The sequence below is a fragment of the Caballeronia sp. ATUFL_F1_KS4A genome, from assembly GCF_023630905.1.
Classification (GTDB): Bacteria; Pseudomonadota; Gammaproteobacteria; order Burkholderiales; family Burkholderiaceae; genus Caballeronia; species Caballeronia zhejiangensis.
In genome coordinates this window covers 71657-96499 of sequence record NZ_JALQEB010000013.1, presented here as the reverse complement: position 1 = coordinate 96499, position 24843 = coordinate 71657, and the positions used below count along the sequence as shown (strand labels likewise).

Genomic DNA, 24843 nt, shown 5'->3' with positions numbered 1-24843 from the left:
TGAATCGATGCGAAATTTCTTCTTTCTGATCGTCCTCTTTTTCCTGTGCCAGTGGCTTCTGAAGAAGCTGCGCCGCGCGAACGAGCGCGCGCAGCAGGGCGACGCGCCAGCCGGCGGCGCGACCGCGGGCGGAGCGCATGACGCACGCCGCGCCCGCAGCGGCAACGGTCATGGCAACGGCGCGGCCGCGAGCGCGCCGCAACTCGCCGATCCGCTCATCCGTTGCGCGCAGTGTGGCGTGCACACGCCGCGCAGCGAATCGATCATCGTCGCGGGCGAGCGCTTCTGCTGCAGCGATCACGCGCGCCATTACGCGGCCCGTCCGACCGGACGCGACGCACGATGAACACCAACGTCGTCAGACAGCGCGATCCGCATATCGACGCGCAAGGCTGGTTCACGCACGCGACGCGCCTGCCGTCGCCGAACTTCGAGGCGCGTCCGGGCGACGCGGTGCCGACGCTCATCGTCGTGCACAACATCAGCCTGCCGCCCGACGATTTCACGACGAACGCCATCGCCGATTTCTTCCTCAACAAGCTCGATCACGACGCGCATCCGTACTTCGATCATCTGCGCGGCATGCGCGTGTCGGCGCACTTCGTGATCCGTCGCGGCGGCGCGATCGAGCAGTTCGTCTCCTGCGACGAACGCGCGTGGCACGCGGGCGTCTCGTCGTTCTGCGGGCGCGAGCGCTGTAACGACTTTTCGATCGGCATCGAGCTCGAAGGCAGCGATCGCGTGCCCTTCGAAGACGCGCAGTACGACGCGCTCGCCGCGCTCGTGCGAGTCGTGGTGAAGCGCTATCCGATCGATGCAGTCGCGGGTCACTCGGACATCGCGCCCGGCCGCAAGACCGATCCGGGCCCGCATTTCGAGTGGTCGCGTCTGCGTCACGGCAGCGCGCTGCCGCCGTCGTTCTTTCCGTTTCAATCCAACATCTGAGCGCTGCGTAAGGTCTTTCTCGTTGCGGCGCAGCAGCGTCGCGCGCGAGGCCTTGTCGCGCTTTGCTATAGCAAAAGTCAACCCCGCTACCGCAGACTCAGGGCAAATAAAACTTTTTGAGACTGCGATGTTGTCCACTATACTTGGTGCCGACAGACGTACTTTGCACTAGATCTTGTGTTGTTGACGCGGCGCCCGCTCCAGTGAGCCGGCGCCGTCGGCTTTCCGGCGTAGAAGAAGTTTGGCTGGCCCGGGGCGATGCGCGAGACGGTTTCTCTTTGCGAGGAGAGAGGCGTCGGGCGCGTCGGGCGCCAGCGAGCAGCACCGTGAAGAAGGCATGCAAGCAAGCGCGAATTGCGTCGACCGACACCGCGCGCCAACGCGGGCACCGCATGAGACGCCAATGACAATGCGGGCCGTAAGCGCCGCGATTCGTGTTTTCAGCCTGCTGCATTCACAGCCCGGCTTGACCGCCAAAACACCGCGCGACTTTCACGACGAGTTCGTCACGCGCGCGGCATAAGTGATAAATCCGCGGACCATCCGCACCAATCGAACACCAGGAGTTTTGCACATGCAAACCACCGAAAACGCCACGACTTCATTCGAAGGCGCATCCGCACAGCCGATGAGCGGTGCGCAGGGCGTGGGCGCTCAGGCGCTCGCGCCGAACACGACGTTTGCCGACTACAAGGTCATCCGTCGCAACGGAAGCGTGGTGTCGTTCGAGCCGACGAAAATCGCGATCGCCGTGACGAAGGCATTCATCGCGGTGAACGGCGGTCAGGGCGCAGCTTCGGCGCGTGTGCGCGAGCAAGTCGAGCAACTGACGCAAGCCGTCGTGCGCGCGCTCGTGCGCAGCCGTCCGCACGGCGGGACTTTCCACATCGAAGACATTCAGGATCAGGTCGAGCTCGCGCTGATGCGCGGCGGCGAGCACAACGTCGCGCGCGCGTACGTGCTGTATCGCGAGAAGCGCACGCAGCAGCGTTCGCAAGAGCGCTCGGCCGCGCAAAACGCGCAGTCGCACGAAGGCGCGATCAACGTGACGGACAACGGCGTCACGCGTCCGCTCGATCTCGAAGCGCTGAAGGCGCTGATCGTCTCCGCGTGCGCGAATCTGGGCGATGCGGTGTCCGCCGAGCCGATCGTCGCGGAGACGGTGAAGAACCTGTACGACGGCGTGCCGATGTCGCAGGTCTACGATTCGGCCATTCTCGCCGCGCGCACGATGATCGAGAAGGATCCGGCGTACAGTCAGGTCACGGCGCGCATCCTGCTGCACACGATCCGCCGCGAAATTCTCGAAGAGGAAGTGACGCAAGCCGAAATGGGCGAGCGTTACGCCGAATACTTCCCGCAGTTCATCAAGCGCGGCGTCGAAGCCGGCCTGCTGGATGACAAGCTGCAACAGTTCGACCTCAAGCGCCTCGGCGCCGCGCTCGATCAGAATCGCGATCTGCAGTTCGGCTATCTCGGCCTGCAGACGCTGTACGACCGCTACTTCCTGCACGTCGACGGCACGCGCATCGAGTTGCCGCAGGCATTCTTCATGCGCGTGGCGATGGGCCTGTCGCTGAACGAGATCGACCGTGAAGCGCGCGCGATCGAGTTCTACAACGTGCTGTCGTCGTTCGACTTCATGTCGTCGACGCCGACGCTCTTCAATTCGGGCACGCATCGCTCGCAATTGTCGTCGTGCTATCTGACGACGGTCGCCGACGATCTCGACGGCATCTACGAAGCGCTGAAGGAAAACGCGCTGCTCTCGAAGTTCGCGGGCGGCCTCGGCAACGACTGGACGCGCGTGCGTGCGCTCGGCTCGCACATCAAGGGCACGAACGGCAAGTCGCAGGGCGTCGTGCCGTTCCTGAAGGTCGTGAACGACACGGCCGTCGCGGTGAACCAGGGCGGCAAGCGCAAGGGCGCGGTGTGCGCGTACCTGGAATCGTGGCACCTCGACATCGAGGAATTCCTCGAGCTGCGCAAGAACACCGGCGATGACCGTCGCCGCACGCACGACATGAACACGGCGAACTGGATTCCCGATCTGTTCATGAAGCGCGTCGTCGAAGGCGGCGACTGGACGCTGTTCTCGCCGTCGACCTGCCCGGACCTGCACGATCTGTTCGGCGCCGACTTCGAAAAGGCGTACGTCGCTTACGAAGAGAAAGCCGCGCGCGGCGAAATCAAGCTGTTCAAGAAGCTGCCGGCGGCGCAACTGTGGCGCAAGATGCTTGGCATGCTGTTCGAGACGGGCCATCCGTGGATCACGTTCAAGGATCCGTGCAATGTGCGTTCGCCGCAGCAGCACGTCGGCGTCGTGCACTCGTCGAACCTGTGCACCGAAATCACGCTGAACACGAGCGAGACGGAAATCGCCGTCTGCAATCTGGGCTCGGTGAACCTCGTCGCGCACATGGTGAAGCAGGCCGATGGCAGCTACGCGCTGGACCACGCGAAGCTCAAGCGCACGATCAGCGTCGCGATGCGCATGCTCGACAACGTCATCGACATCAACTACTACGCGGTGCCGAAGGCGCGCAACTCGAACCTGAAGCATCGTCCGGTCGGCATGGGCATCATGGGCTTCCAGGACTGCCTGCATCTGCTGCGCACGCCTTATGCGTCGGGCGAGGCGGTCGAGTTCGCGGATCGTTCGATGGAAGCCGTCTGCTACTACGCGTACTACGCGTCGACGGAACTCGCGGAAGAGCGCGGTCGTTACGCGACGTATCGCGGCTCGCTGTGGGATCGCGGCATTCTTCCGCAGGATTCGCTGAAGCTCCTGGCCGAGGCGCGCGGCGGTTATGTCGAAGTGGATACCTCGGAGACGATGGACTGGGCGCAACTGCGCTCGCGCATCTCGACGTACGGCATGCGCAACTCGAACTGCGTGGCGATCGCGCCGACGGCGACGATTTCGAACATCATCGGCGTGTCGGCGTGTATCGAGCCGACGTTCCAGAACCTGTATGTGAAGTCGAATCTGTCGGGCGAATTCACGGTGGTCAACGACTACCTCGTGCGTGATCTGAAGGCGCGCGGCCTGTGGGACGAAGTGATGGTGTCCGATCTGAAGTATTTCGACGGCACGCTTTCGCGCATCGACCGCATTCCGGCCGATCTGCGCGCGATCTACGCGACCGCGTTCGAAGTCGACCCGAAGTGGCTCGTGGAAGCGGCGTCGCGCCGTCAGAAGTGGATTGATCAGGCGCAGTCGCTGAACATCTACATGGCGGGCGCGTCGGGCAAGAAGCTCGACGAGGTCTACAAGCTCGCTTGGATTCGCGGTCTCAAGACGACGTACTACCTCCGCACGATGGCGGCGACGCACGTCGAGAAGTCGACCGTGGCGCACGGTGCGTTGAATGCGGTGCCTTCTTCTTCCGGTGACGGTGGGGCGGGTGCGGCTGGCGGGTTTGGTGGCGGTGCGGCGTCGGCTGCCGGGAATGGTGGCTTCAATGCTGCTGCCGCGAGCGCGCCGGCGGTGGAGGCGGCTCAGGAAGCCGATGGTCCCGTCTGTATGATGCGCCCCGGCGATCCGGGCTTCGATGAGTGTGAGGCTTGTCAGTAAGGTTTTGAGCTGAGAGTCGGTCTCTGCGGACCGGTGCTGGGTGCTTCCTGCTTATGGAAGCGGTCGGTGCCGGTCCGTTTTTGCTTTTTGCTTTTTGCTTTGCGTTTGGGTTTCGGTTTCGCCGGATCCCGCTTTCGTGTCGGTCTATTAGCGTTGCCCCTGTGCGGGGCGGCACTCACTTTCTTTGCTGCTGCAAAGAAAGTAAGCAAAGAAAGCAGCTTTTCAGGCCCGCGGTCACACGCAATTTGGGTAGTACTCTCGTCCCAGGCGGCACTCGCCTAAAGAGTGCCCTCATCACAATAACCGGGCTTGGCTCGCGCACGGTCCGCCGCCCGAAACCGTTGTGAACGCTGGTTCAGCACGAAAGAGCTTCGGCACAGCGCTACGCGCTGCCGCCGGGTATGCGAGGGAAACCAACGTGCGGCGGTTGCAGTGAGATGGAGGCGTTAGTGAAGAAGCGCATGCTTCCCCGATTGGCCGGTCGGCCGCGAAGCGGGCCGGAGCCATTTCGTGCTGAACCGGTTTGTTGTGCGGCGAGTGATGGCGGACCGTGCGCGAGCCAAGCCCGATGGGGCCTATGAGGGCACTCTTTAGGCAGCCCACGAACGACGAGAGGACTACCCAAATTGCGTGTGACCGCGGGCGTATCGGAAGCTGCTTTCTTTGCTTACTTTCTTTGCAGCAGCAAAGAAAGTGAGTGCCGCCCCGCACAGGGGCAACGCTAATAGACCGACACGATCACGGGATCCGGCGAAACACCGAGCCGACACGATCACGGGATCCGGCGAAACACCGAGCCGACACGATCACGGGATCCGGCGAAACAAAACGCAAAACAACGAACTCACCCCCGCGTACCGCGAGAAATCTCCGTCCCAGCATCATGCGAAAGCCGCGCCGTAATCGGCATCGAAAGAAAAGAGAACAGCCCGACGACGACAAACGCCGGCCAGAAATCCGACCATTGCACACTCGCATGACCGTTCAGATATTGCGAGAGCTCGAGCGTGATCCCCGCGATCGTCACGCCGAGTCCGAGCGAAACCTGCTGCACGAAGCTAGCAAGACTCGTCGCGCGGCCCACATCGCGTGTTTCGATCTCAGCGTAAGCAAGCGAGTTGAGGCTCGTGAACTGCAACGCAGGGAAGAAGCCGCCGAGCAGCACGACGGCCCAGATCACCCAGGCCGGCGTGCCGGGAAAGAACGCGCCGCACGCCGCGATCGCGATACCCGACAACGCCGCGTTGTAGAACAGCGTCTGACGGAAGCCGAAGCGATGCAGCACGCGCGATGCGAACGAGCGCATGAACATGCCGCCGAAAGCCGACGCGCACGTGATCGCGCCGGACTTGAACGCGCTCATGCCGAGACCCTCCTGCAGCGCGAGCGGCAGAAGAAACGGCACGGCGCCAAGCCCGATGCGAAACATCGAACCGCCGAGCACGCTCGCCTGAAACGTCGGCACGCGGAAAAAGCGCAGATCGAGCAGCGGCTTCTCCACACGTCGCGCGTGGACGCAGTACAGCACGACCATCAGCGCGCCGGCGACGCACATCGCAAAGGCGACGCGCTGCGGAATCAGTTCGCCGCCGACGAGCGAGAGCCCGAGCAACAGCAGCACGCCCGCGCTCGCGGAGAGAAAGAAACCGAACCAGTCGAGACGGCCCGGATGTTCCTCGTGCGAGTTGGCGATGTAGCGGTTGGTCAGCCAGATGCCCGCGATGCCGATCGGGATGTTGATGAAAAAGATCAGGCGCCAGTGCAGATACGTCGTGATGAAGCCGCCGAGCAACGGCCCGACCGCTGGTCCGAGCATTGCGGGCACCGAGAGGTAGTTCATCGCGCGTATGAACTCGGAGCGGCGCACCGAGCGAAAGATGATGATGCGGCCGACAGGCACCATCATCGCGCCGCCGACGCCCTGGATGAAGCGCGCGACGGTGAAGGGGCCAAGCGATGTGGAAGCCGCGCACAACAGCGAGCCGACGACGAACACGCCGATGGCCGTGCGGAACACGGCGCGTGCGCCGAAGCGGTCGGCGACCCATCCGCAGATCGGTATGAAGACGCCGAGTCCGAGCACGTAGCTCGTGACCGCAACCTTCAGCGTCACGGGATCGCGTCCAAACGCGCGCGCCATTTCAGGAATCGCGGTAACGATGACGTTGGCGTCGACGCTTTCCATGAACATCGCGCACGCGACGATGAGAGGGGCAATGAAAGCTTGGACGGCCAGCGGCATGTTGATTCGCGATCGACTCTCGGTGGCAAGAGCGGCGATTATGGCACCGATATGCAGCAATCGCTGAAGGATCGAAGCGCGCTGCGTGGTGCGATGAACATTGAACGAGGAGTGAAGAAGCGATGGACCCGCAAGACCTGCAGCGTCTCGTCACGCAGACGATGCCCTATGGCAAATACAAGGACAGGCTCATCGCCGATCTGCCCGGTCACTATCTCGCGTGGTTCGCGCGTGAGGGTTTTCCACAAGGCAAACTCGGCAGCCTGCTCGCGTTGATGCACGAGATCGATCACAACAATCTGCGCTCGCTGCTCGATCCGTTGCGCGGCCGATGAGCCTTGCGCAGCGCGGTTTCGCGTGAGACGGATCGTCGCGTAAACACGCAATAGATTGTGTTGGCGAGATTTGCAAGCACAAGATATTGTGGAAATACGAGACGTCAAATGCTAAACTTCGGCAACGAATTCGACGCGCGCAGCAGGCATCGACGCTCCATCGAAGTGCTTGCGTCAGCGTGTATCGAGCGATGCGAAGTGCGTGCGGTCACACACATCGAAGCTCATCGAAGAGGAGCGCATGAAGGTCGCGCGTTCATCGATTCGCGACGCATGTTTTGCATCGCATCGCGGGTCGACGAGAGACTTCGATCGATGATCGCAACGCGTCACGCTTCGATGCGTTCGCGCTTGGCAACACAGCATCGAGCGGATCTTCGCAATGAAGCGCGCGTGCTTCGCATCGCACAAGCAGCGTCGTCCGCAGAGCCTTGCGCGACAAGGCTTGCAGAGCAGCGATGAAGTCACGCGAAAGCACGCTGCGATGTCACGGAAGTCACTCGATCAGGACCGCTTCACACTCGATTCAAGAGATGTCGCATCGAGCTTCACACACACGGCTTCGAGCCAAGTGTTGTATGCAGGTAGCAACGTCGAATCTAAATCGCATGAAAACGAGAATTTTCATGAGCAAACTCTTTTATCGCTCATGAAAAGATGGTACAAACCGATCTAAATTGATGGTGAGAATTTATGCTCAACTGGGATGACGAGACCACTGCCGTAGCTCCCTCGAGCGCTCCGCAACAGAACCCGTTGCGTAACGCTCAAGGCACGACTTTCGGTACGCAGGCAGCGCAAGCTGCAACTCATCAAGCTGCCCATCAGATTGCTCAGGCGAACAACATCTTTTCCGATGGCTTCGTTCCGCCCGCAGCCGCAACGCCTTCCGCCAGCGCGATCGCCGCGCAAAGCGAAGCGCGCGTCAATGTCGCCGACAAGCGCATCATCAACGGCAAGACCGACGTCAATCAGCTCGTCCCGTTCAAGTACAAGTGGGCGTGGGAGAAGTACCTCGCCGGTTGCGCGAACCACTGGATGCCGCAGGAAGTGAACATGTCGCGCGACATCGCCCTGTGGAAAGACCCGAACGGTCTCTCGGACGACGAGCGCCGCATCGTCAAGCGCAACCTCGGCTTCTTCGTCACGGCGGACTCGCTCGCCGCGAACAACATCGTGCTCGGCACGTACCGTCACATCACCGCTCCGGAGTGCCGCCAGTTCCTGCTGCGCCAGGCGTTCGAAGAGGCGATCCACACGCACGCGTACCAGTACATCGTCGAATCGCTGGGCCTCGATGAAAGCGAGATCTTCAACGCGTATCACGAGGTCAAGTCGATCCGTGACAAGGACGAGTTTCTGATTCCGTTCATCAACACGCTGACCGACCCGGCCTTCACGACCGGCACGCTCGAAGCGGACCAGAAATTGCTGAAGTCGTTGATCGTGTTTGCCTGCATCATGGAAGGCCTGTTCTTCTATGTCGGCTTCACGCAGATTCTGGCGCTGGGTCGCCAGAACAAGATGACGGGCGCGGCGGAACAGTATCAATACATCCTCCGCGATGAATCGATGCACTGCAATTTCGGCATCGACCTCATCAACCAGATCAAGCTGGAAGAGCCGCAACTGTGGACCGCCGACTTCAAGGCAGAGATCCGCGAGCTCTTCAAGCAGGCTGTCGATCTTGAATATCGCTACGCTGAAGACACCATGCCGCGCGGGGTTCTCGGCCTGAACGCGTCGATGTTCAAGAGCTACTTGCGGTTCATCTGCAACCGGCGTTGCCAGCAGATCGGACTGGACCCGCTCTTCCCGAACGAGGAAAACCCGTTCCCGTGGATGAGCGAAATGATCGACTTGAAGAAGGAACGCAACTTCTTCGAGACACGCGTGATTGAGTATCAAACCGGCGGCGCGCTCACCTGGGAATAATAAAAATCCAGGACGTGTTGCAGACGAAATCGATGGGACGGACGGGCAGCAGCGTGTCGCTCACGCGCGCCCGGCCGACAAGGTTTAGGAGAACGGTCGCCTGATGCAAAGTGCGCCTACTGACTTGGCGGGCCGTGTGGCCCGAATAGAAGACAGGCGTTTTGCGCTCCCTGAAAAGGGATGGGCAAACTTCCCCCCGGAAAATGCCAGCGGCATGCTCGCTGGCTCGATCAAGCGATGGCCGGTGCCGCGAAGAAGCGGTGCTGACTCAATTTGGCGCGCGGTGCCTCGGGGCACGGCGCGCCTTGCCGTATTCATTAGCGTAAGCAGGTGGGATCAGCGTACGCCGATGAATAATCCGCTTCGTAGCGTGCGTTATAGAGAAGGCGACACGTGGGAAGCGGGTTTTGACGAAGGGTGTTGTTTGAACTGACTCTCATCTGAAAACCTGAAGGAGAAAAACCATGGCAGTTGCCAAGAAAAAACCCGCCGCAAAGAAGGCTGCAGCGAAGAAAGTCACCGCCAAGAAGGCCGCTCCGGCGAAGAAGGTTGCGGCCAAGAAGGTCGCTGTGAAGAAGGTTGCAGCGAAGAAAGTAGCGGCGAAGAAGGTCGCAGCGAAGAAGGTCGCGGCGAAGAAGGCACCCGCGAAGAAGGCCGCAGCGAAGAAAGTCGCGACCAAGAAAGTAGCGGCGAAGAAGGTTGCTGCAAAGAAGGTCGCGGCGAAGAAGGCTCCCGCGAAGAAGGCCGCAGCGAAGAAAGTCGCGACCAAGAAAGTAGCGACGAAGAAGGCCGCAGCCAAGAAGGCGCCTGCGAAGAAGGCCGCTGCGAAGAAGACCGCGGCGAAGAAGGCGCCGGCGAAGAAGGCCGCAGCGAAGAAGGCCGCTGCGAAAAAGGCTCCCGCGAAAAAGGCTGCTGCGAAGACCGCAGCCGCTGCGCCTGCGCCTGCTGCTGCGCCCGCACCCGCTGCGAAGAAGGCCCCCGCGAAAAAGGCTCCGGCCAAGAAGGCCGCTGCTGCGAAGAAGACCACGGCTGCCGCTCCTGCCACGACGGCAACGACCGTCTCGGCGCCTGCTCCGGCCGCTCCGGCTGCTGCGGTCAAGACGGCGTTGAACCCGGCAGCGGCATGGCCGTTCCCGACGGGCAGCCGTCCGTAAGCTCTCGCAGTACGCAGCACCCAGGCACAGTGCGCTGTGCCCTTAGTCCGGGTATGCCTACCCGGCCTGAACCCGTCGTCGGGGAAACCTGGCGGCGGGTTTTTCGCTTCGGCCAACGAATTTCATCGCTTGCTCGGGGCGTCGAAAAAGAAAAAGCGCATGCATCTTTCGATACATGCGCATTCTTAGAATGACGCGGCGCTATTTGTCCGCTGAATGCCCTCGTCAGTGAGTGACGCGCGTGACGCCGCCGCTCGACAACAGACGCACTCGCTCGCCCGCCTGAAACACTTCGCCGTTCGCGGTCTGCGTGATCGCGCGCAGGTCGCCGTTATCGAGGCGCACGGTGATCTCGAGACCGTTCTTCATCGCGACGCTATTCTCGACCGCGTTGCCCGCGACGGCGCCAGCCAGCCCGCCGATGATGCCCGCGATGATCGAACCGTTGCCGCCGCCGATCGCACTCGCCGCCGCGACGCCGCCGAGCGCGCCGCCGCCGATCGTGCCGAGGCCCGTAGGCTGGCCGTTGTTCGAGCTGATCTTCACGCCGCGCACGCTTTCGACGGTCGCCATGCGCACCGTTTCCTCACGCTGCGCCTGCGACGCCGTGTAGACGTCCGACGAACTGCTGTTGTAGGCGCAGCCCGTCAGCGCCACCGAGCCGACGAGCGCCATGGCCAGCGCGATACGACTTACCGTTTTCATTCCTTCACTCCAATCATTCAGAACAGGCTGCTTCCGAAGGCCTGCTTGAAACGCTCTTCGATTTCGGCGCGCGTCGGCGCGTAGGTTTGCGGCCCCTGATGTTCGATTTTCAGCGAACCCATCAGACTCGCGAGACGACCCGTTTTCTCCCAGCCAAGCTTGTTTTCGATGCCGTACAGGAGCCCGCCGCGGAATGCGTCGCCGCAACCGGTCGGGTCGACCACCTGACGCGCCGCGACGACCGGAATCTCGGCCACGCCATCTTCATGATAGATCTGCGCGCCGTGTTCGCCACGCGTGACGACGAGGGCATCGACCCGGCTCTTGATGTCTTCGATCGACCAGCCGGTCTTGTTGCTCAGCAGCTTGGCTTCGTAATCGTTGACCGCCACGTAGGTGGCGAGTTCAATCATGCGACAAAGTTCCACGCCGTCCAGAATCGGCAATCCCTGGCCCGGGTCGAACACGAACGGCACGCCCGCGCGCGCCAGCCCTTCGGCGTGCTCGCGCATGCCTTGAGCGCCGTCCGGTGCGACGATGCCGAGCGAGATGCCCTGCGCTTCGTCGGCGCGGTTCAGATGCGATTCCATCATCGCGCCGGGGTGGAACGCGGTGATCTGGTTGTTCGCGAGATCGGTCGTGATGAAGCATTGCGCCGAGTGCTGATCGGCCAGCACGCGCACGTATTCCTTCGACAAACCGAGCGCGTCGAGCCGGTCGATGTAGAGCTGCGCATCCGCCGCGCCGAGCGTCGCCATGATCTTCGGATCGCCGCCGAGCAGCTTCAGCGCATACGCGATGTTGCCCGCGCAGCCGCCGAAGTTGCGCCGCATCGTCGGCACCAGGAAGCTGATGTTCAGCATGTGCACCTGATCCGGCAGGATGTGGTCGCCGAAGCGCCCCTGGAAAGTCATGATGTTGTCGTAGGCGAGCGAGCCGCAAATGAGCGTAGCCAAGGCGAACGTCCTTTATAGATAGGGGCCGAGGAGAGAAATCCGCATACGGCGCGCGGCGAGCGCTTCACCGTGCCTCGTATGCGCGGACCGCTCCGGTCGGAAGCGGTCCGGCGAGACGATTTACTTCAGCGCGGCGAGCGCTGCATCGTAGTTCGGCTCATTCTTGATCTCGGGCACGAGCTCCGAATGAAGCACCTTGTTGTTCTCGTCGAGCACGACCACGGCGCGCGCCGTCAGACCCTTGAGCGGGCCGCTCGTCACGTCGACGCCGTAAGCCTGCGCGAATTCGTGGCCGCGGAACGTCGATGCCGTCACGACATTGGCGATACCTTCGGTCGTGCAGAAGCGCTTCGCGGCGAACGGCAGATCGCCCGAAACCACGACCACGACCGTGTTGTTCAGGCCGGCGGCCGCTTCATTGAATTTGCGCGTCGAGGTGGCGCAGGTCGGCGTGTCGAGACTCGGCACGATGTTCAGCACCTTGCGCTTGCCCGCGAAGTTCGCGAGCTTGACGTCGCCGAGATCGGCGCCGACGAGCGTGAATTCGGACGCCTGCTGGCCCGGGCCCGGGAACGTGCCGCTGACGTCGATAGGGTTGCCGCCGAGGGTAACTTGACTCATGTTGCGCTCCAGAGAATTGTCAGATGCTGACGGGAAAATCGCGCGTGCAGGCGCCGCGAGGAGCATGACGCGCGTCGTGTGGAACCGGGGCAGGCGGCGTTCGCGCGCCTGCCCGACATCACGGGTAAAAGACCTGAACCCGGTAATTGGCGGCAACCGCGTCGCCCGTATCGAGCCGGACGATCACCGGTTGCGCGCTTTGCGGCGCGAGGCCGACGGCGAATATCGTACCCGGTCGCGCGTAATCCTGCGGCCAGAGCACGCGCCGGATCGCGACGTTGTTCTTGTCGTCGAGCAGCGTGAGTTCGAGCGCCGGATACGCCAGCGCGACGTCCATCCGGTTGCGCAGCGACAATTTCAGTTCGAGCTTGTGCGGGCCGTCCACCTGGCGCAGCCCGGAACTCTCGATCTGCAATCCGTCGATGTCGCGCGGCGGCGAGATCGTGCAGCCGATCTGATCGCAGACGTTCGAATAGAGCGCGTGCGAGCCGGGCACGTAGACCATCAACGTTTCGCGTTGCCACCATGCGAGCTGCACGAGCAACAGCAACGCCAGCAGCACGGCGACGATGACGCCCACGACACGTCCCGCCTTCCCGGCTCCGCCGCGGCCACGCACCGGCGCGCGCGTTTCCCGCGACTCGCGAATCACGGGAAACGCCTCGTTCGCGCTGACGCGCCGAGCAGGAGCGGGCGGCTTCTTGGCGCCGAAACCGGGCTCCGCGTCGTCGCGCCATGCGGGTACGGCCGGTTCCGCGGCGGCGCGCGCGGGCGGCGCGTCCGGCTGATGAACCGGACCGATGAACGGCTCGGCGCGATCGTCGACAGCATTGGCGAGCGGCGCGACGGGCGGTTCGCCGAGCGGCGTATCGTCGGCTTGCTCGGAGTTCGCGGCATCGGGATGCGGCACGCCGACGCGAATGTACTGCTTCAGGCGGGCGGGTTCCGAAGGCAACGCGGACGGCTCGTTCGCGGCATCGGCTTGATCGGGTTCGCTGCGCGGCGGCGCGGCGCGAGTCTGGCTCGACGCGCTCGACGCTGCAGGAGCGTTCGCATAGACGGTGCCTTCGCTGTCGGCATCGGGATGCTTGATGGAACTCGGCGCGCCGAGATCGAGGTTGCGCGGCGCGAACGGGCGCGGCTTGAGCGGCGCATCGGGCGGCGCGGTCACATGCGCGGGTGCATCGGCGGCGGCAGCGTGGCCTGCGCCCGAGCTTGTCGCGGGACCGACGGCGGCATCATCGTCGATGATCGCGGCATGCTGAGCGACGCCTGCCGCGGCCGGCTCGTCCGGAAGCTCGAAGCGATGATGCGCGGCATCGAAAACTTCCTGACAGTGTCCGCAGCGCACGCGGCCGTCATGCGGCGCGAGCAGATGCGGGTCCAGCTTGAATACGGTTTCGCAGTGGGGGCAGCGGGTTGCCAGCGCCATATAAGAAGTGCCGTTGGCCTGACGGCCTGATCGTGGAGGATGGCGCTATTCTAAAGGCTTTCGCGCCGCGTTCCCGCGAGGCATACCCAGCCTTCGTGCTCGCGCCAAACGCCGATGTCGATCCACTTCGCATAGACCGCCGCGACCTCGTCGGCCTGGCGCGCGAGCACGCCCGACAGCGCGATTCTGCCGCCCGGCTTTACCTTCGCGGCGAGCATCGACGCCATCAGCTTGAGCGGATTCGAGAGGATGTTCGCGACGACGATATCGAACTCGCCGGCGGGGCACGCATCGGGCAGGCCGTAGATCACGTCCGCGCGATTGCGCTCGCTGTTCTGACGCGCCGACTCGACCGCTTGCGGATCGATGTCGATGCCGACGACCGGATCGGCGCCGCACTTCTTCGCGAGAATCGCGAGGATGCCGGAGCCGCAGCCGTAATCGAGCAGCGATTGTCCCGGCTTCACCGACTGCTCCAGCCATTCCATGCAAAGCCGCGTGGTCGGATGGCTGCCGGTGCCGAACGCGAGGCCCGGATCGAGTTCGAGCACGAGCGCGTTCGGATCGGGCGCGTCGTGCCACGAAGGCACGACCCAGATACGCTCGCCGATGGCGATCGGATCGAACTGCGCCTGCGTGAGACGCACCCAGTCCTGCTCCTCGACCTCGCGCACCGTGAACTGCGGGGTTGCCGCGAGGCCGATCTCGTTCGCGGCCGCGGCGAGCAGCACGTCGGGATCTGCGTCCTCGGCGAGCAGCGCGACGACGCGCGAACGGTTCCACGCACGCTTTTCAGGCACGAGACCCGGCTCGCCGAAGAGCGGCTGTTCGTCGGGCGTGTCGGCGTCGGCGTCTTCGACGGACACCGACAGCGCGCCGACTTCAAGCAGCGCATCCGACAGCGCTTCCGCGTGCTCGCGATCCAGCTCGGCGATCAGTTCCCGGTAACTCATGCTATCTCTCTGAATAAGGCGTGCTTCAGGACTCTTCGGCGACGGCGGCCTGGCGCGCGGCCAGCTTGTTCTCGAGATAGTGAATGCTCGTGCCGCCTTCGACGAACTTCGCGTCGATCATCATCTCGCGATGCAGCGGGATGTTCGTCGAAATGCCTTCGACGACCATTTCCGACAGCGCGATACGCATGCGGTTGATCGCCTGCTCGCGCGTCGCGCCGAACGCGATCAGCTTGCCGATCATCGAATCGTAGTTCGGCGGAACGAAGTAGTTCGCATACGCGTGGGAATCGACGCGAATGCCCGGGCCGCCCGGCGTATGCCACGACGTGATGCGTCCCGGCGACGGCGTGAACTTGAACGGATCTTCCGCGTTGATGCGGCACTCGATCGCGTGGCCGCGGAACTGGATGTCCTTCTGGCGGATCGAGAGCTTTTCGCCCGCGGCGATGCGGATCTGCTCCTGCACGATATCGACGCCCGTGATGAGTTCCGTCACCGGATGCTCGACCTGCACGCGCGTGTTCATTTCGATGAAGTAGAACTCGCCGTTCTCGTACAGGAACTCGAACGTGCCCGCGCCGAGATAGCCCATCTTCTTGCACGCGTCGGCGCAACGGTCGCCGATGCGCTCGATCAGCCGCCGCGCAATGCCCGGCGCCGGCGCTTCCTCGATCACCTTCTGGTGACGGCGCTGCATCGAGCAGTCGCGCTCGCCGAGCCAGATCGCGTTACGGAACGAGTCCGACAACACCTGAATCTCGATGTGGCGCGGGTTCTCGAGAAACTTCTCCATGTACACCTGCGGGTTGCCGAAGGCGCGGCCCGCTTCTTCGCGCGTCATGTTGACGGCGTTCACGAGCGCCGCTTCGGTGTGCACCACGCGCATGCCGCGCCCGCCGCCGCCGCCCGCCGCCTTGATGATGACGGGGTAGCCGATTGCGCGCGCAATCTTCACGATCTCGCGCGGATCGTCCGGCAATGCGCCTTCGGAGCCCGGCACGCACGGCACGCCGGTCTTGATCATCGTCTGCTTGGCGGTGACCTTGTCGCCCATCAGGCGGATGGTCTCGGGACGCGGCCCGATGAACGTGAAGCCCGATTGCTCGACGCGCTCGGCGAAGTCGGCGTTTTCGGAGAGAAAGCCGTAGCCGGGATGGATGGCTTCGGCGTCGGTGACTTCGGCCGCGCTGATGAGCGCCGGCATGTTCAGGTACGAGAGATTCGAAGGCGCCGGTCCGATGCACACGGCTTCGTCGGCCAGCTTGACGTACTTCGCTTCCTTGTCGGCTTCGGAATAGACGACGACTGTCTTGACGCCCAGCTCGCGGCACGCGCGCTGGATGCGAAGCGCGATTTCGCCGCGGTTCGCAATGAGAATTTTTTCAAACATAGTGGGTCGGCTCATCAACGGGCTCGCGCGAGCGGCCCTCGGGGATCCAATCGGCGGCGCGCTTCTCGACGGATCGATGCCGCATGAAGCGCGCCGGCGCGGCGGGGCCGGGCGGCGGCTGCGAGGCGCATCCGCGGCACGGCCCGGTGCGCCTTTAGTCGCCGATCACGAAGAGCGGCTGGCCGTACTCGACCGCCTGGCCGTTCTCGACGAGGATTTCCTTCACGACGCCGGCCTTGTCCGCTTCGATTTCGTTCAAGAGCTTCATCGCTTCGATGATGCACAGCGTCTGGCCTTCCTTCACCGTATCGCCGACCTGGATGAACGGATCCGCGCCCGGCGACGGCGCACGGTAGAACGAACCGACCATCGGCGAGGTCACGATGTGACCTTGCGGCGCGGCGGCCGCGGGCGCAGCGGCTGCCGGCGCGCCGGCTTCGCCTGCACCGCCGAATTGCGGCGCGGCCGGCGACTGCACCTGCGGTGCGTACTGCTGCGGCGCCTGCATGTAGACCGGCGCGGCGTTCTTGACGATGCGAACCTTGCCTTCGCCTTCCGTCACTTCCAGCTCCGAGATGCCGGATTCCGAGACGAGGTCGATCAGCGTTTTCAGTTTACGAAGGTCCATCGAAAAATCCCCTTTCAATACTTGGAGACCGGGACTGCCCGGCACTTGACTTGATTTGTGGGTGTTCTGACTGCTCAGCCGCGAGTCGGCGCGGCCAGCCGTCCCACACGCGCGCTCGCGAAAGCGCCCGCGCAAACGACGGCTGCAGAATCGGTCGGCACGCCGGTAGCGTTCATGTCGAACGTATCGGCGTGGTCGCTTCGAAGCGCGCGCCCGAACAGCACGCGGATGACGGCTGCGGATGCTCCACGCCTTCCGACCGCCGTTTTGCGGAGGTCGGACTTGACGGCGAGGGGGCCACATGGCACCGGCAGAGTTGTCATAGTCGCTTCGGGTTGTGCGGAATTCGGCGCACTTTAGCGCCGTTTAGAGAATTTTGTCTAGTTTTACTGTGCAGTCCGGCTCGCAACCATGGGACAAATTACCGCCGCGTATTGGGAGTCGCGTCGAATTTCCAGCAAGATCGGCGTACTGCGTGCTAACTCGCAGCTTACTCGACGCAGCCACGGCGTACACGCAGCCAATTTTTACAGGCTGTCGAGCGTATGTTTCAACTCGGCCGGGTCGACTTCGCCCAGTTTCGTGGAGCGGATTTTCCCATTCGCGTCGATCACGACGGTAAACGGCAGGCCGCCCGCATTATTGCCGAAGCTACGCGCAAGATCCGCGCCGCCGAAGCCGGTGACGTAGACGGGATAGGCGACCGGCACTTTCTTAAGAAAATCGTTGACGTTCTTCTCGCTATCGACGCCGAGTCCGATGAACGTGATGCCTTTCTTTTCGTAATCGCGCTGCATCGCGGAGAGCGTCGGCATTTCCTTCACGCACGGTCCGCACCACGACGCCCAGAAGTTCACGACGACCGGCTTGCCCTTGAACGCCGCGAGCGGTTGCGACGTGCCGGAAGCGCCCGGCGGCGTCGCCTTCCACAGTTGATCGACGGCGTTGCCGCTCGGCTGCGTCGCGGCCACGGTATCGCCGCCAGTGAACAGATGGCCCGCGTAGAAGCCGCCGACGGTCGCGGCGACGGCGACCACGAGGGCCGCCAGAATGCGTGTGCTTTTCATGAGCGTAGAGAAGATAGATCAGCCGCTGATCTCGAGCGGCGGGACATCGGGGTGATCGAGCAGCGTGCGTACGGCCGCCGCGTTCGCGCGGGCGAGGCGGCCGCGGTTGTCCGCGCGCACCGCGCCGCGCAGATCGTCGGGACCGTAGAGCGCGATATGCACGCCGACCGGCTCCTCGTCGCGTGCGCGATGCAGAAAGCTCAGCGTCTCGACATAGCCGCGCCCGGCGAAGTGCCGCGTCTCCGACACGTCGTATTGCACGTTCGCGTTCAGCAGATAAATCGCGACTTCCTTGGGATTGTCGCAGAAGCATTGCAGATGAATATCGGAGTGCTCGCCTGCGGTGCCGTTGAGCACCGCGCCCGTCAGATATGGATCGAAGGGTGTCAGGCGCTCCATCCAGTCGAGCGCGACTTCGCGCATCCGGCGCAGCACGGCTGGCTGGCTGTCGCTCTGGAAAATCGCCTGATACTCGCGGATTTCCTCTTCGATCTGGTCGTTATCCGGCAGGAACTCGCCGCCGATCTTCGCCTCGCCGACGACCTGCCGCGCAGCCTTGCGCTTGGCGGTGGAGTAGTCGAGGCCGTCTTCGGCGATCATCCTCGCGGCAGCGATCGCGATTTCCTCGCGCACGCGCTGCGGATCGAAATGTGATTTGCGAACCATGCCGGAATGATACTAGATAAGCTCGAGCGGCCCTTTTGCGGGCCAAGGGCGGCAGGCTTGCGCCGGGGGAAAAGCGCTTAGCCTGCTCGGTTACAATATGCGCCTTCAGGCGCCTTTCTGCACGGGTTTGCCCTCAGGTTCACCGGTACGGCGCCGTTCCTGTTTTCGCATCTCAATCGCCCGCGCGGCGCGACACGGTTTATGCACATCCACATCCTCGGCATCTGCGGCACCTTCATGGGCGGACTCGCCGTCCTGGCGCGCGAGGCGGGCCACAAGGTCACCGGTTGCGACGCCGGCGTCTACCCGCCGATGAGCACGCAACTCGAAGCCCAGGGCATCGAACTGATCGAAGGTTACGGCATCGAGCAGCTCGCGCTCGAGCCGGATCTCTTCGTCATCGGCAACGTGGTGACGCGCGGCAATCCGCTGATGGAAGCCATCCTCGATCGCGGCCTGCCATACACATCCGGCCCGCAGTGGCTCGGCGAACATGTGCTGAACGGCAAATGGGTGCTCGCGGTGGCGGGCACGCACGGCAAGACCACGACGAGCTCGATGCTCGCATGGCTGCTCGAAGACGCGGGCATGAATCCCGGCTTTCTGATCGGCGGCGTGCCGTTGAACTTCGGCATTTCCGCGCGCCTGACCGATTCGAGCTTTTTCGTAATCGAAGCCGACGAGTACGACACGGCATTCTTCGACAAGCGTTCGAAGTTCGTGCATTACCGTCCGCGCACGGCCGTGCTCAATAATCTCGAATTCGATCACGCCGATATCTTCCCCGATCTCGCGGCCATCGAAACGCAATTCCACCACCTCGTGCGCACGGTGCCGGGCGTCGGGCGCATCGTCACGAACGGGCGCGAGGCGGCGCTGGAACGGGTGCTCACGCGCGGCTGCTGGTCGGGCGTCGAACGCTTCGGCGTGGAAGGCGGATGGCAGGCGCTGCCCGTCGAACAAGGCGCCGCCGTCGACGAGCAGTTCGCCGTGTATTGGGAAGGCGAGCGCCAGGGCGTCGTCGACTGGCAGGTGCAGGGCGAGCACAATCGGATGAACGCGCTCGCTGCGATCGCGGCCGCGCGCTCGGTCGGCGTGCCGGCGGCGCAATCGGCGAAATCGCTCGCGAGTTTTCGCAACGTCAAGCGGCGCATGGAAGTGAAGGGCAGCGTCGACGGCGTCACCGTCTACGACGACTTCGCGCATCATCCGACCGCAATCGAGACAACCGTCGCGGGCCTGCGCACGCGCATCGGCAATTCGGATACGTCGCGCATCCTCGCCGTGCTGGAGCCGCGCTCGAACACGATGAAACTCGGCACGATGAAAGCGCAATTGCCGGCGAGTCTCGCGGGCGCGGATCTCGTCTTCGGCTACGGCGCGCGCGAAGGCCGCGACAAGCTCGGCTGGAATCTCGCAGAAGCGCTCTCACCGCTCGGCGACAAGGCGCGGGCATTCGACGAAATCGAACCTCTGGTGAAGGCGGTCGCGGCCGCCGCGCGCCCCGGCGACCACGTACTCGTGATGAGCAACGGCGGCTTCGGCGGCGTCCATCAGAAACTGCTCGACGCGCTTTCGGCGCGTGGCGCAGGAGGACATTCGTGATTCTCTATCTGCACGGCTTTCGCTCGTCTCCCCAATCGTTCAAGGCGCGCGTGATGCACGCGCGGCTCGCGGAACTCGGGAGGCTCGGCGAATGGCAGTGCCCGTCGCTGCCGGTGTCGCCGTGCGATGCCGTCGCTCTGGCCGAACCGCTCGCGGCGGGCGAGAAAGCGGGCGATGTGACCGTCGTCGGCAGTTCGCTCGGCGGCTATTACGCGACGTATCTCGCGGAGAAACACGGCTGGCGCGCCGTGCTGCTCAATCCGGCGGTCGTGCCGGATCGCGATCTGAGCCATTTTCTCGGCGAGCAGCCGTTGTGGCACGGCGGCGGAACGATCACCGTGCTGCCGCGCCATCTCGACGAGTTGCGCGCGCTCAAGGTCGAATCGATCACGCGGCCCGAGCGCTACTATCTGATCGCGGCGACGGGCGACGAAGTGCTCGATTACCGCACGATGCTCGACCATTATCCCGGCGTGCGAACCACGCTGATTCAGGGCAGCGATCACGCGATCAGCGACTTCCCGGCTTATCTCGCCGATGTCATCGCGTTCTGCGACCAGGCGCCGCCACCCGTGCGCGCGACCGCAGCCGCCTGAGCCCATTCATTCGCCGGCGCGCGGCAAGCGCGGCCCGGTCCACCGTTTTACGAGAGTATTGAGTGAACGTTTTCTTCGAGGAATCGGGTAGTTTCAAGGCCGGATCGGTGTTGTCGAAACAGGGCGACGCGTTCCAGGTCGAATTGCCGGGCGGCCGGCGCGCGAAAGTGCGCGCGAAAGACGTGCTGATCGAGTTCGAGAAGCCCGCAGCCGGCGATCTGATGCAGGAAGCCGACGCCATCGCGCAGGAGATCGATCTCGACTTCCTGTGGGAATGCGCGCCCGACGAGGAATTTCCGTTCGCCGCGCTCGGCGCGGATTACTTCGGCGACAAGTTCGGACCCGCCGAACGCGCGGCGCTCGTCCTGCGCATGCACGGCGCGCCGGTTTACTTCCGGCGCAAAGGGCGCGGCCAGTATCAGCGCGCGCCGCAGGAACAATTGCAGATGGCGCTCGCGTCGCTCGAACGCAAGCGTCAGCAGGCGCTCGTGCAGCAGGGCTGGGAAGAGGAACTGAAGGCGGGCAAGCTGCCCGATGCGCTGAAGGGCAAGGCGATCGGCCTGCTCACGAAGCCGGACAAGAATTCGATCGAGTACAAGGCGCTCGAAGCGGCGGCGGCGGCGCGCGGCATCTCGCAGGCGCGGCTGATGCTCGAATGCGGCGGCATCGCGTCGCCCCGACAGTTGCACGAGGCGAAGTTCCTGTCGGAGTTCTTCCCGCACGGCATCGGTTTTCCGTCGGTGCAGCCGGGACCGCTGCCCGAGGATTTGCCGGAAGCGCACGTCGAAGCGTTCTCCATCGACGACGTCACCACCACCGAAATCGACGATGCCTTCTCCGTCGAGCATCTTTCGGATGGCCGCGTGCGCGTGGGCATCCACATCGCGGCGCCGGCGCTCGGCATTACGCGTGGCGACACGATCGACGCCATCGCGCGCGGTCGTCTCTCCACGGTCTACATGCCCGGCGACAAGATCACGATGCTGCCCGACAACGTCGTCGACGTGTTCACGCTCGGCGAGGGCGGGCTGCGCCCAGCGCTGTCGCTGTACATCATCGTGAATCGCGAGACGCAGGATATCGTCGCCACTGAAACGCGCGCCGAACGCGTGTTCGTGAAGAGCAACCTGCGCCACAACCATCTCGACGAGTTCGTCACCGAGGAAACGCTCGCGGCCGGCACGGGCGACTATCCGCACAAGGAAGACATCGCGGTGCTGTGGCCGCTCGCGCAGGCGCTCTTCGAAAAGCGTCAGCAGGCGCGCGCGACTTACGGCCTCAAGCGCGAAGTGCAGCGCAACAACGACTTCAACTTTTATGTCGATGGCGAGCACATCACGATCACGCCGCGCCGTCGCGGTTCGCCGCTCGATCTGATCGTCGCGGAACTGGCGATTCTCGCGAATTCGTCGTGGGGCGCGTTCCTCAACGATCACGGCGTGCCGGGCATCTATCGTTCGCAGCGCGGCTTCGGCGGTCCGGGACCGAAACGCACGCGCATGCAGACGACGCCCGCGCCGCACGAAGGCCTGGGCGTCGCGCAATATGCGTGGAGCACGTCGCCGCTGCGCCGTTATGTCGACCTCGTCAATCAATGGCAGTTGCTCGCGTGCGTGCAGCATGGCGTGACGGCCAAGCTCGCCGCGCCGTTCAAGCCGAAGGACGCGGACCTTTTCGCCGTCGTGCAGGGTTTCGACGACACGTACACCGCGTATGCCGATCACCAGCGCCGCATGGAGTATTTCTGGTGCCTGCGCTGGCTCAAGCAGGAGAACAGGAAGCACGTTCCCGCTTCGGTCATCAAGGACGATCTCGTGCGGCTCGAAGAGATCCCGCTGATCCTGCACGTGCCCGGCCTCGGCGTGCATGCGCGCGGCACGCGTGTGATGCTCGAAGTCGTATCGATCGACGAGCTGACGGTCGAAGCATCGTGCCGTCTGCTGCATGTGATCGACGCGCCGTCCGCGAGCGCGCCGGTCGAGGAAGAAGAGGCGGAAGAAGAGATCATCGAGACGAGCGATCTTTCTGCCGAAAGCGAAGCCGAAGCGCAGGCGGAAGCGTCGGTGGAGCAGCCACAACCGGAAACGCCCGACAACGCGCAGGAACCGACGCCATGAAAGACCAATACGCGGTGATCGGCAATCCGATCGAGCACAGCAAATCGCCGTGGATTCACGCGAAGTTCGCCGCGCAGACCGGCGAGCCGATCGAATACGGCCGCATTCTCGGGCCGCTCGATGGCTTCACGCGTGAAGTGAAGGCGTTCATCGCGTCGGGCGGACGCGGCATGAACGTCACCGTGCCGTTCAAGCTCGAAGCGCACGCGCTCGCCGATTCGCTGTCGCCGCGCGCGGCAGCGGCGGGCGCGGTGAACACGCTCGCCTTCGGGCCGGATGGCGTGCGCGGCGACAACACCGATGGCGTCGGGCTCGTGCGCGACATCGAAGTGAATCTCGGCGTGAGTCTGAAAGGCGCGCGCATTCTGCTGCTCGGCGCGGGCGGCGCGGCGCGCGGCGTCGTGCTGCCGATCTTCGATCGCGCGCCGGCGGCGCTCACCATCGTCAACCGCACGGCGGCGAAGGCGCATCAGCTCGTCGATCAGTTCGCGCAGAACGCGTCCGAGTGCGGCGTGCGTTTCTCGGGCGGCGGCGCCGACAGCGCGGAAGCCGGGCAGTACGACGTGATCGTCAACGCGACCGCGGGCAGCCTCGACGCCGCCTTGCCCGATTGCGACGACGGCGCGTTCGGCGCGGGCACGCTCGCCTACGACATGATGTACGGCGCGCAGCCGACCGTCTTCATGCAACACGCGTCGAAGCTCGGCGCGCGCGCATCGGACGGTCTCGGCATGCTGGTCGAGCAGGCCGCCGAATCGTTTTTCATCTGGCGCGGCGTGCGCCCGGATGGCGGCGCGGTGCTGCGCGATCTGCGCGCCGCGCTGGCCGCGAAAGCCTGACATGACCACCGCGCCCGTCGGCAGCCAGGGCAGCCGCTCGCCGCGCGTGCGCAAAGCGGTGCGGCTCGGCCCGGCGCGCTGGATCGCGTACGGCGTATCGGTGCTCGGCATCGCGTTGATCGCGACGCAAATGTGGTTCTTCGCGCAGATCGGCATCTGGACGATCGTCAATCCCGGTCCGACGGCCTTCATGCGCGCCGACGCGTGGACGCTCGCGAAGACGCATCCGGGCATTTCGCTGCAACGCACCTGGGTGCCGTACGAGCAGATTTCGCGCAATCTGAAGCGCGCGATCATCGCTTCGGAAGACGCGAATTTCGTCAATAACAACGGCTACGAAACCGACGCCATCCTTCAGGCGTGGGAGAAGAACAAGGCGCGCGGAAAAATCGTCGCGGGCGGCTCGACCATTTCGCAGCAGCTCGCGCGCAACCTGTTTCTGTCGCGCGAAAAGAGCTATGTGCGCAAGGCGCAGGAGCTCGTCATCACCTGGATGCTCGAGTTCTGGATGGACAAGGAACGCATCTTCGAGATCTACCTGAATTCGGTCGAGTGGGGCAACGGCGTGTACGGCGCGGAAGCGGCGGCGCGGTATTACTACAAGACATCGGCGGCGAAACTGACGGCCTGGCAGAGCGCGCGGCTTGCGGTGATGCTGCCGCGCCCGAAGTATTTCGACGACCATCGCAATGCGCCGTATTTGTCGCAGCGCGCGGGCGTCATCGCACGGCGGATGGGGGCGGCGGAACTGCCGCAGTGAAATTTAGCTGGCCGCGATAAACAATGCAAAGCCCTGATAATTCAGGGCTTTTTTGTTTTCCAGAAGCTTTCGGCTGCAAGATTATCTCCCATTATGTGAGCACGACGATCACATATTGAATAAATCGAAGAGCCGGAACTACAATCCGGCCAAAGCCTGAAACGGCACACGCGGGCGACGACCGGAGCGACTTCCGGCGCGCACGACCAGAACAATGGAGACACGTCATGCATTCGATCGCACGCCCGCGCTCGCGGGCCTCCTTGCACGATTCGTACGCTCATTCCATCGGGGACGCGCCCGCGTGCGTCATCCGG

22 protein-coding genes are annotated in these 24843 nt (G+C 63.7%); 12 read left to right on the top strand and 10 right to left on the bottom strand.

Going from position 1 to position 24843, the window contains the following annotated elements; all coding sequences use genetic code 11:
* Window positions 1-7: 7 nt before the first annotated feature.
* The 3 genes from NCS03_RS11960 to NCS03_RS11950 all read left to right on the top strand — a co-directional run bounded on the left by NCS03_RS11960 (window position 8) and on the right by NCS03_RS11950 (window position 4522).
* Complete coding sequence (locus NCS03_RS11960; protein ID WP_034471463.1) at window positions 8-346, top strand: PP0621 family protein; 339 nt, start codon at window positions 8-10, stop codon at window positions 344-346.
* Complete coding sequence (gene ampD / locus NCS03_RS11955) at window positions 343-945, top strand: 1,6-anhydro-N-acetylmuramyl-L-alanine amidase AmpD (protein WP_051996471.1); 603 nt, start codon at window positions 343-345, stop codon at window positions 943-945. The genes NCS03_RS11960 and ampD overlap by 4 nt, the downstream gene beginning before the upstream one ends.
* A 574-nt stretch (window positions 946-1519) precedes the next feature.
* On the top strand, window positions 1520-4522 hold the full coding sequence (locus NCS03_RS11950) for a ribonucleoside-diphosphate reductase subunit alpha (RefSeq protein ID WP_008342928.1): 3003 nt from the start codon (window positions 1520-1522) through the stop codon (window positions 4520-4522).
* Between the two features lie 844 nt (window positions 4523-5366).
* Here the strand turns inward: NCS03_RS11950 and NCS03_RS11945 are convergent.
* Complete coding sequence (locus NCS03_RS11945; protein WP_250440202.1) at window positions 5367-6764, bottom strand: MFS transporter; 1398 nt, start codon at window positions 6762-6764, stop codon at window positions 5367-5369.
* 122 nt (window positions 6765-6886) lie between these two features.
* Between NCS03_RS11945 and NCS03_RS11940 the strand changes: the two genes are divergently transcribed.
* The 4 genes from NCS03_RS11940 (at window position 6887) to NCS03_RS11925 (ending at window position 10188) form a co-directional block, all read left to right on the top strand.
* Window positions 6887-7099: a DUF3820 family protein gene (locus NCS03_RS11940; protein WP_008342924.1), complete on the top strand. Its 213-nt coding sequence runs from the start codon at window positions 6887-6889 to the stop codon at window positions 7097-7099.
* A 693-nt stretch (window positions 7100-7792) separates the two neighbouring features.
* Window positions 7793-9034 (top strand): ribonucleotide-diphosphate reductase subunit beta, encoded by a 1242-nt coding sequence (locus NCS03_RS11935; protein ID WP_008342919.1) that lies wholly within the window; start codon window positions 7793-7795, stop codon window positions 9032-9034.
* A gap of 103 nt (window positions 9035-9137) precedes the next feature.
* Window positions 9138-9467, top strand: coding sequence for a hypothetical protein (locus NCS03_RS11930; protein WP_250529210.1), 330 nt, complete (start codon window positions 9138-9140; stop codon window positions 9465-9467).
* 31 nt (window positions 9468-9498) lie between these two features.
* Window positions 9499-10188 (top strand): histone H1-like DNA-binding protein, encoded by a 690-nt coding sequence (locus NCS03_RS11925; RefSeq protein ID WP_034471475.1) that lies wholly within the window; start codon window positions 9499-9501, stop codon window positions 10186-10188.
* A 225-nt stretch (window positions 10189-10413) separates the two neighbouring features.
* Here NCS03_RS11925 and NCS03_RS11920 read toward each other — a convergent pair whose 3' ends face one another.
* From NCS03_RS11920 to NCS03_RS11880, 9 genes are all read right to left on the bottom strand, one after another.
* Window positions 10414-10893 carry an outer membrane lipoprotein gene (locus tag NCS03_RS11920; protein ID WP_008342914.1) on the bottom strand — a complete coding sequence of 160 codons (480 nt, stop codon included), beginning with the start codon at window positions 10891-10893 and terminating at the stop codon, window positions 10414-10416.
* Window positions 10894-10910: 17 nt separating this feature from the next.
* Window positions 10911-11849 carry a carbohydrate kinase family protein gene (locus NCS03_RS11915; protein ID WP_008342912.1) on the bottom strand — a complete coding sequence of 313 codons (939 nt, stop codon included), beginning with the start codon at window positions 11847-11849 and terminating at the stop codon, window positions 10911-10913.
* Window positions 11850-11969: 120 nt separating this feature from the next.
* Complete coding sequence (tpx, locus tag NCS03_RS11910; RefSeq protein WP_008342910.1) at window positions 11970-12470, bottom strand: thiol peroxidase; 501 nt, start codon at window positions 12468-12470, stop codon at window positions 11970-11972.
* A gap of 118 nt (window positions 12471-12588) precedes the next feature.
* On the bottom strand, window positions 12589-13902 hold the full coding sequence (locus tag NCS03_RS11905) for a zinc-ribbon and DUF3426 domain-containing protein (protein ID WP_250502632.1): 1314 nt from the start codon (window positions 13900-13902) through the stop codon (window positions 12589-12591).
* A 50-nt stretch (window positions 13903-13952) separates the two neighbouring features.
* Window positions 13953-14855 (bottom strand): 50S ribosomal protein L11 methyltransferase, encoded by a 903-nt coding sequence (gene prmA, locus NCS03_RS11900; RefSeq protein WP_008342906.1) that lies wholly within the window; start codon window positions 14853-14855, stop codon window positions 13953-13955.
* 25 nt (window positions 14856-14880) lie between these two features.
* Window positions 14881-16248 (bottom strand): acetyl-CoA carboxylase biotin carboxylase subunit, encoded by a 1368-nt coding sequence (gene accC, locus NCS03_RS11895; protein ID WP_008342904.1) that lies wholly within the window; start codon window positions 16246-16248, stop codon window positions 14881-14883.
* A 154-nt stretch (window positions 16249-16402) separates the two neighbouring features.
* Window positions 16403-16876 (bottom strand): acetyl-CoA carboxylase biotin carboxyl carrier protein, encoded by a 474-nt coding sequence (gene accB / locus NCS03_RS11890; protein ID WP_008342903.1) that lies wholly within the window; start codon window positions 16874-16876, stop codon window positions 16403-16405.
* A gap of 527 nt (window positions 16877-17403) precedes the next feature.
* On the bottom strand, window positions 17404-17943 hold the full coding sequence (locus tag NCS03_RS11885) for a TlpA family protein disulfide reductase (RefSeq protein ID WP_175982757.1): 540 nt from the start codon (window positions 17941-17943) through the stop codon (window positions 17404-17406).
* Between the two features lie 18 nt (window positions 17944-17961).
* Window positions 17962-18609 (bottom strand): hypothetical protein, encoded by a 648-nt coding sequence (locus NCS03_RS11880; protein WP_008342899.1) that lies wholly within the window; start codon window positions 18607-18609, stop codon window positions 17962-17964.
* 201 nt (window positions 18610-18810) lie between these two features.
* Between NCS03_RS11880 and mpl the strand changes: the two genes are divergently transcribed.
* From mpl to mtgA, 5 genes are all read left to right on the top strand, one after another.
* Complete coding sequence (gene mpl / locus NCS03_RS11875; RefSeq protein WP_250435199.1) at window positions 18811-20214, top strand: UDP-N-acetylmuramate:L-alanyl-gamma-D-glutamyl-meso-diaminopimelate ligase; 1404 nt, start codon at window positions 18811-18813, stop codon at window positions 20212-20214.
* Entirely contained in the window at window positions 20211-20810 is a 600-nt protein-coding gene (locus tag NCS03_RS11870) for a YqiA/YcfP family alpha/beta fold hydrolase (RefSeq protein ID WP_250529209.1), read from the top strand. The genes mpl and NCS03_RS11870 overlap by 4 nt, the downstream gene beginning before the upstream one ends.
* A 62-nt stretch (window positions 20811-20872) precedes the next feature.
* A complete protein-coding gene (locus tag NCS03_RS11865) occupies window positions 20873-22927 on the top strand; it encodes a ribonuclease catalytic domain-containing protein (protein WP_033536347.1) in 2055 nt (684 codons plus the stop codon).
* A complete protein-coding gene (gene aroE / locus NCS03_RS11860; RefSeq protein ID WP_250435197.1) occupies window positions 22924-23766 on the top strand; it encodes a shikimate dehydrogenase in 843 nt (280 codons plus the stop codon). The genes NCS03_RS11865 and aroE overlap by 4 nt, the downstream gene beginning before the upstream one ends.
* Window position 23767: 1 nt before the next feature.
* Window positions 23768-24526 carry a monofunctional biosynthetic peptidoglycan transglycosylase gene (mtgA, locus tag NCS03_RS11855; protein ID WP_250529208.1) on the top strand — a complete coding sequence of 253 codons (759 nt, stop codon included), beginning with the start codon at window positions 23768-23770 and terminating at the stop codon, window positions 24524-24526.
* Window positions 24527-24843 lie beyond the last annotated feature (317 nt).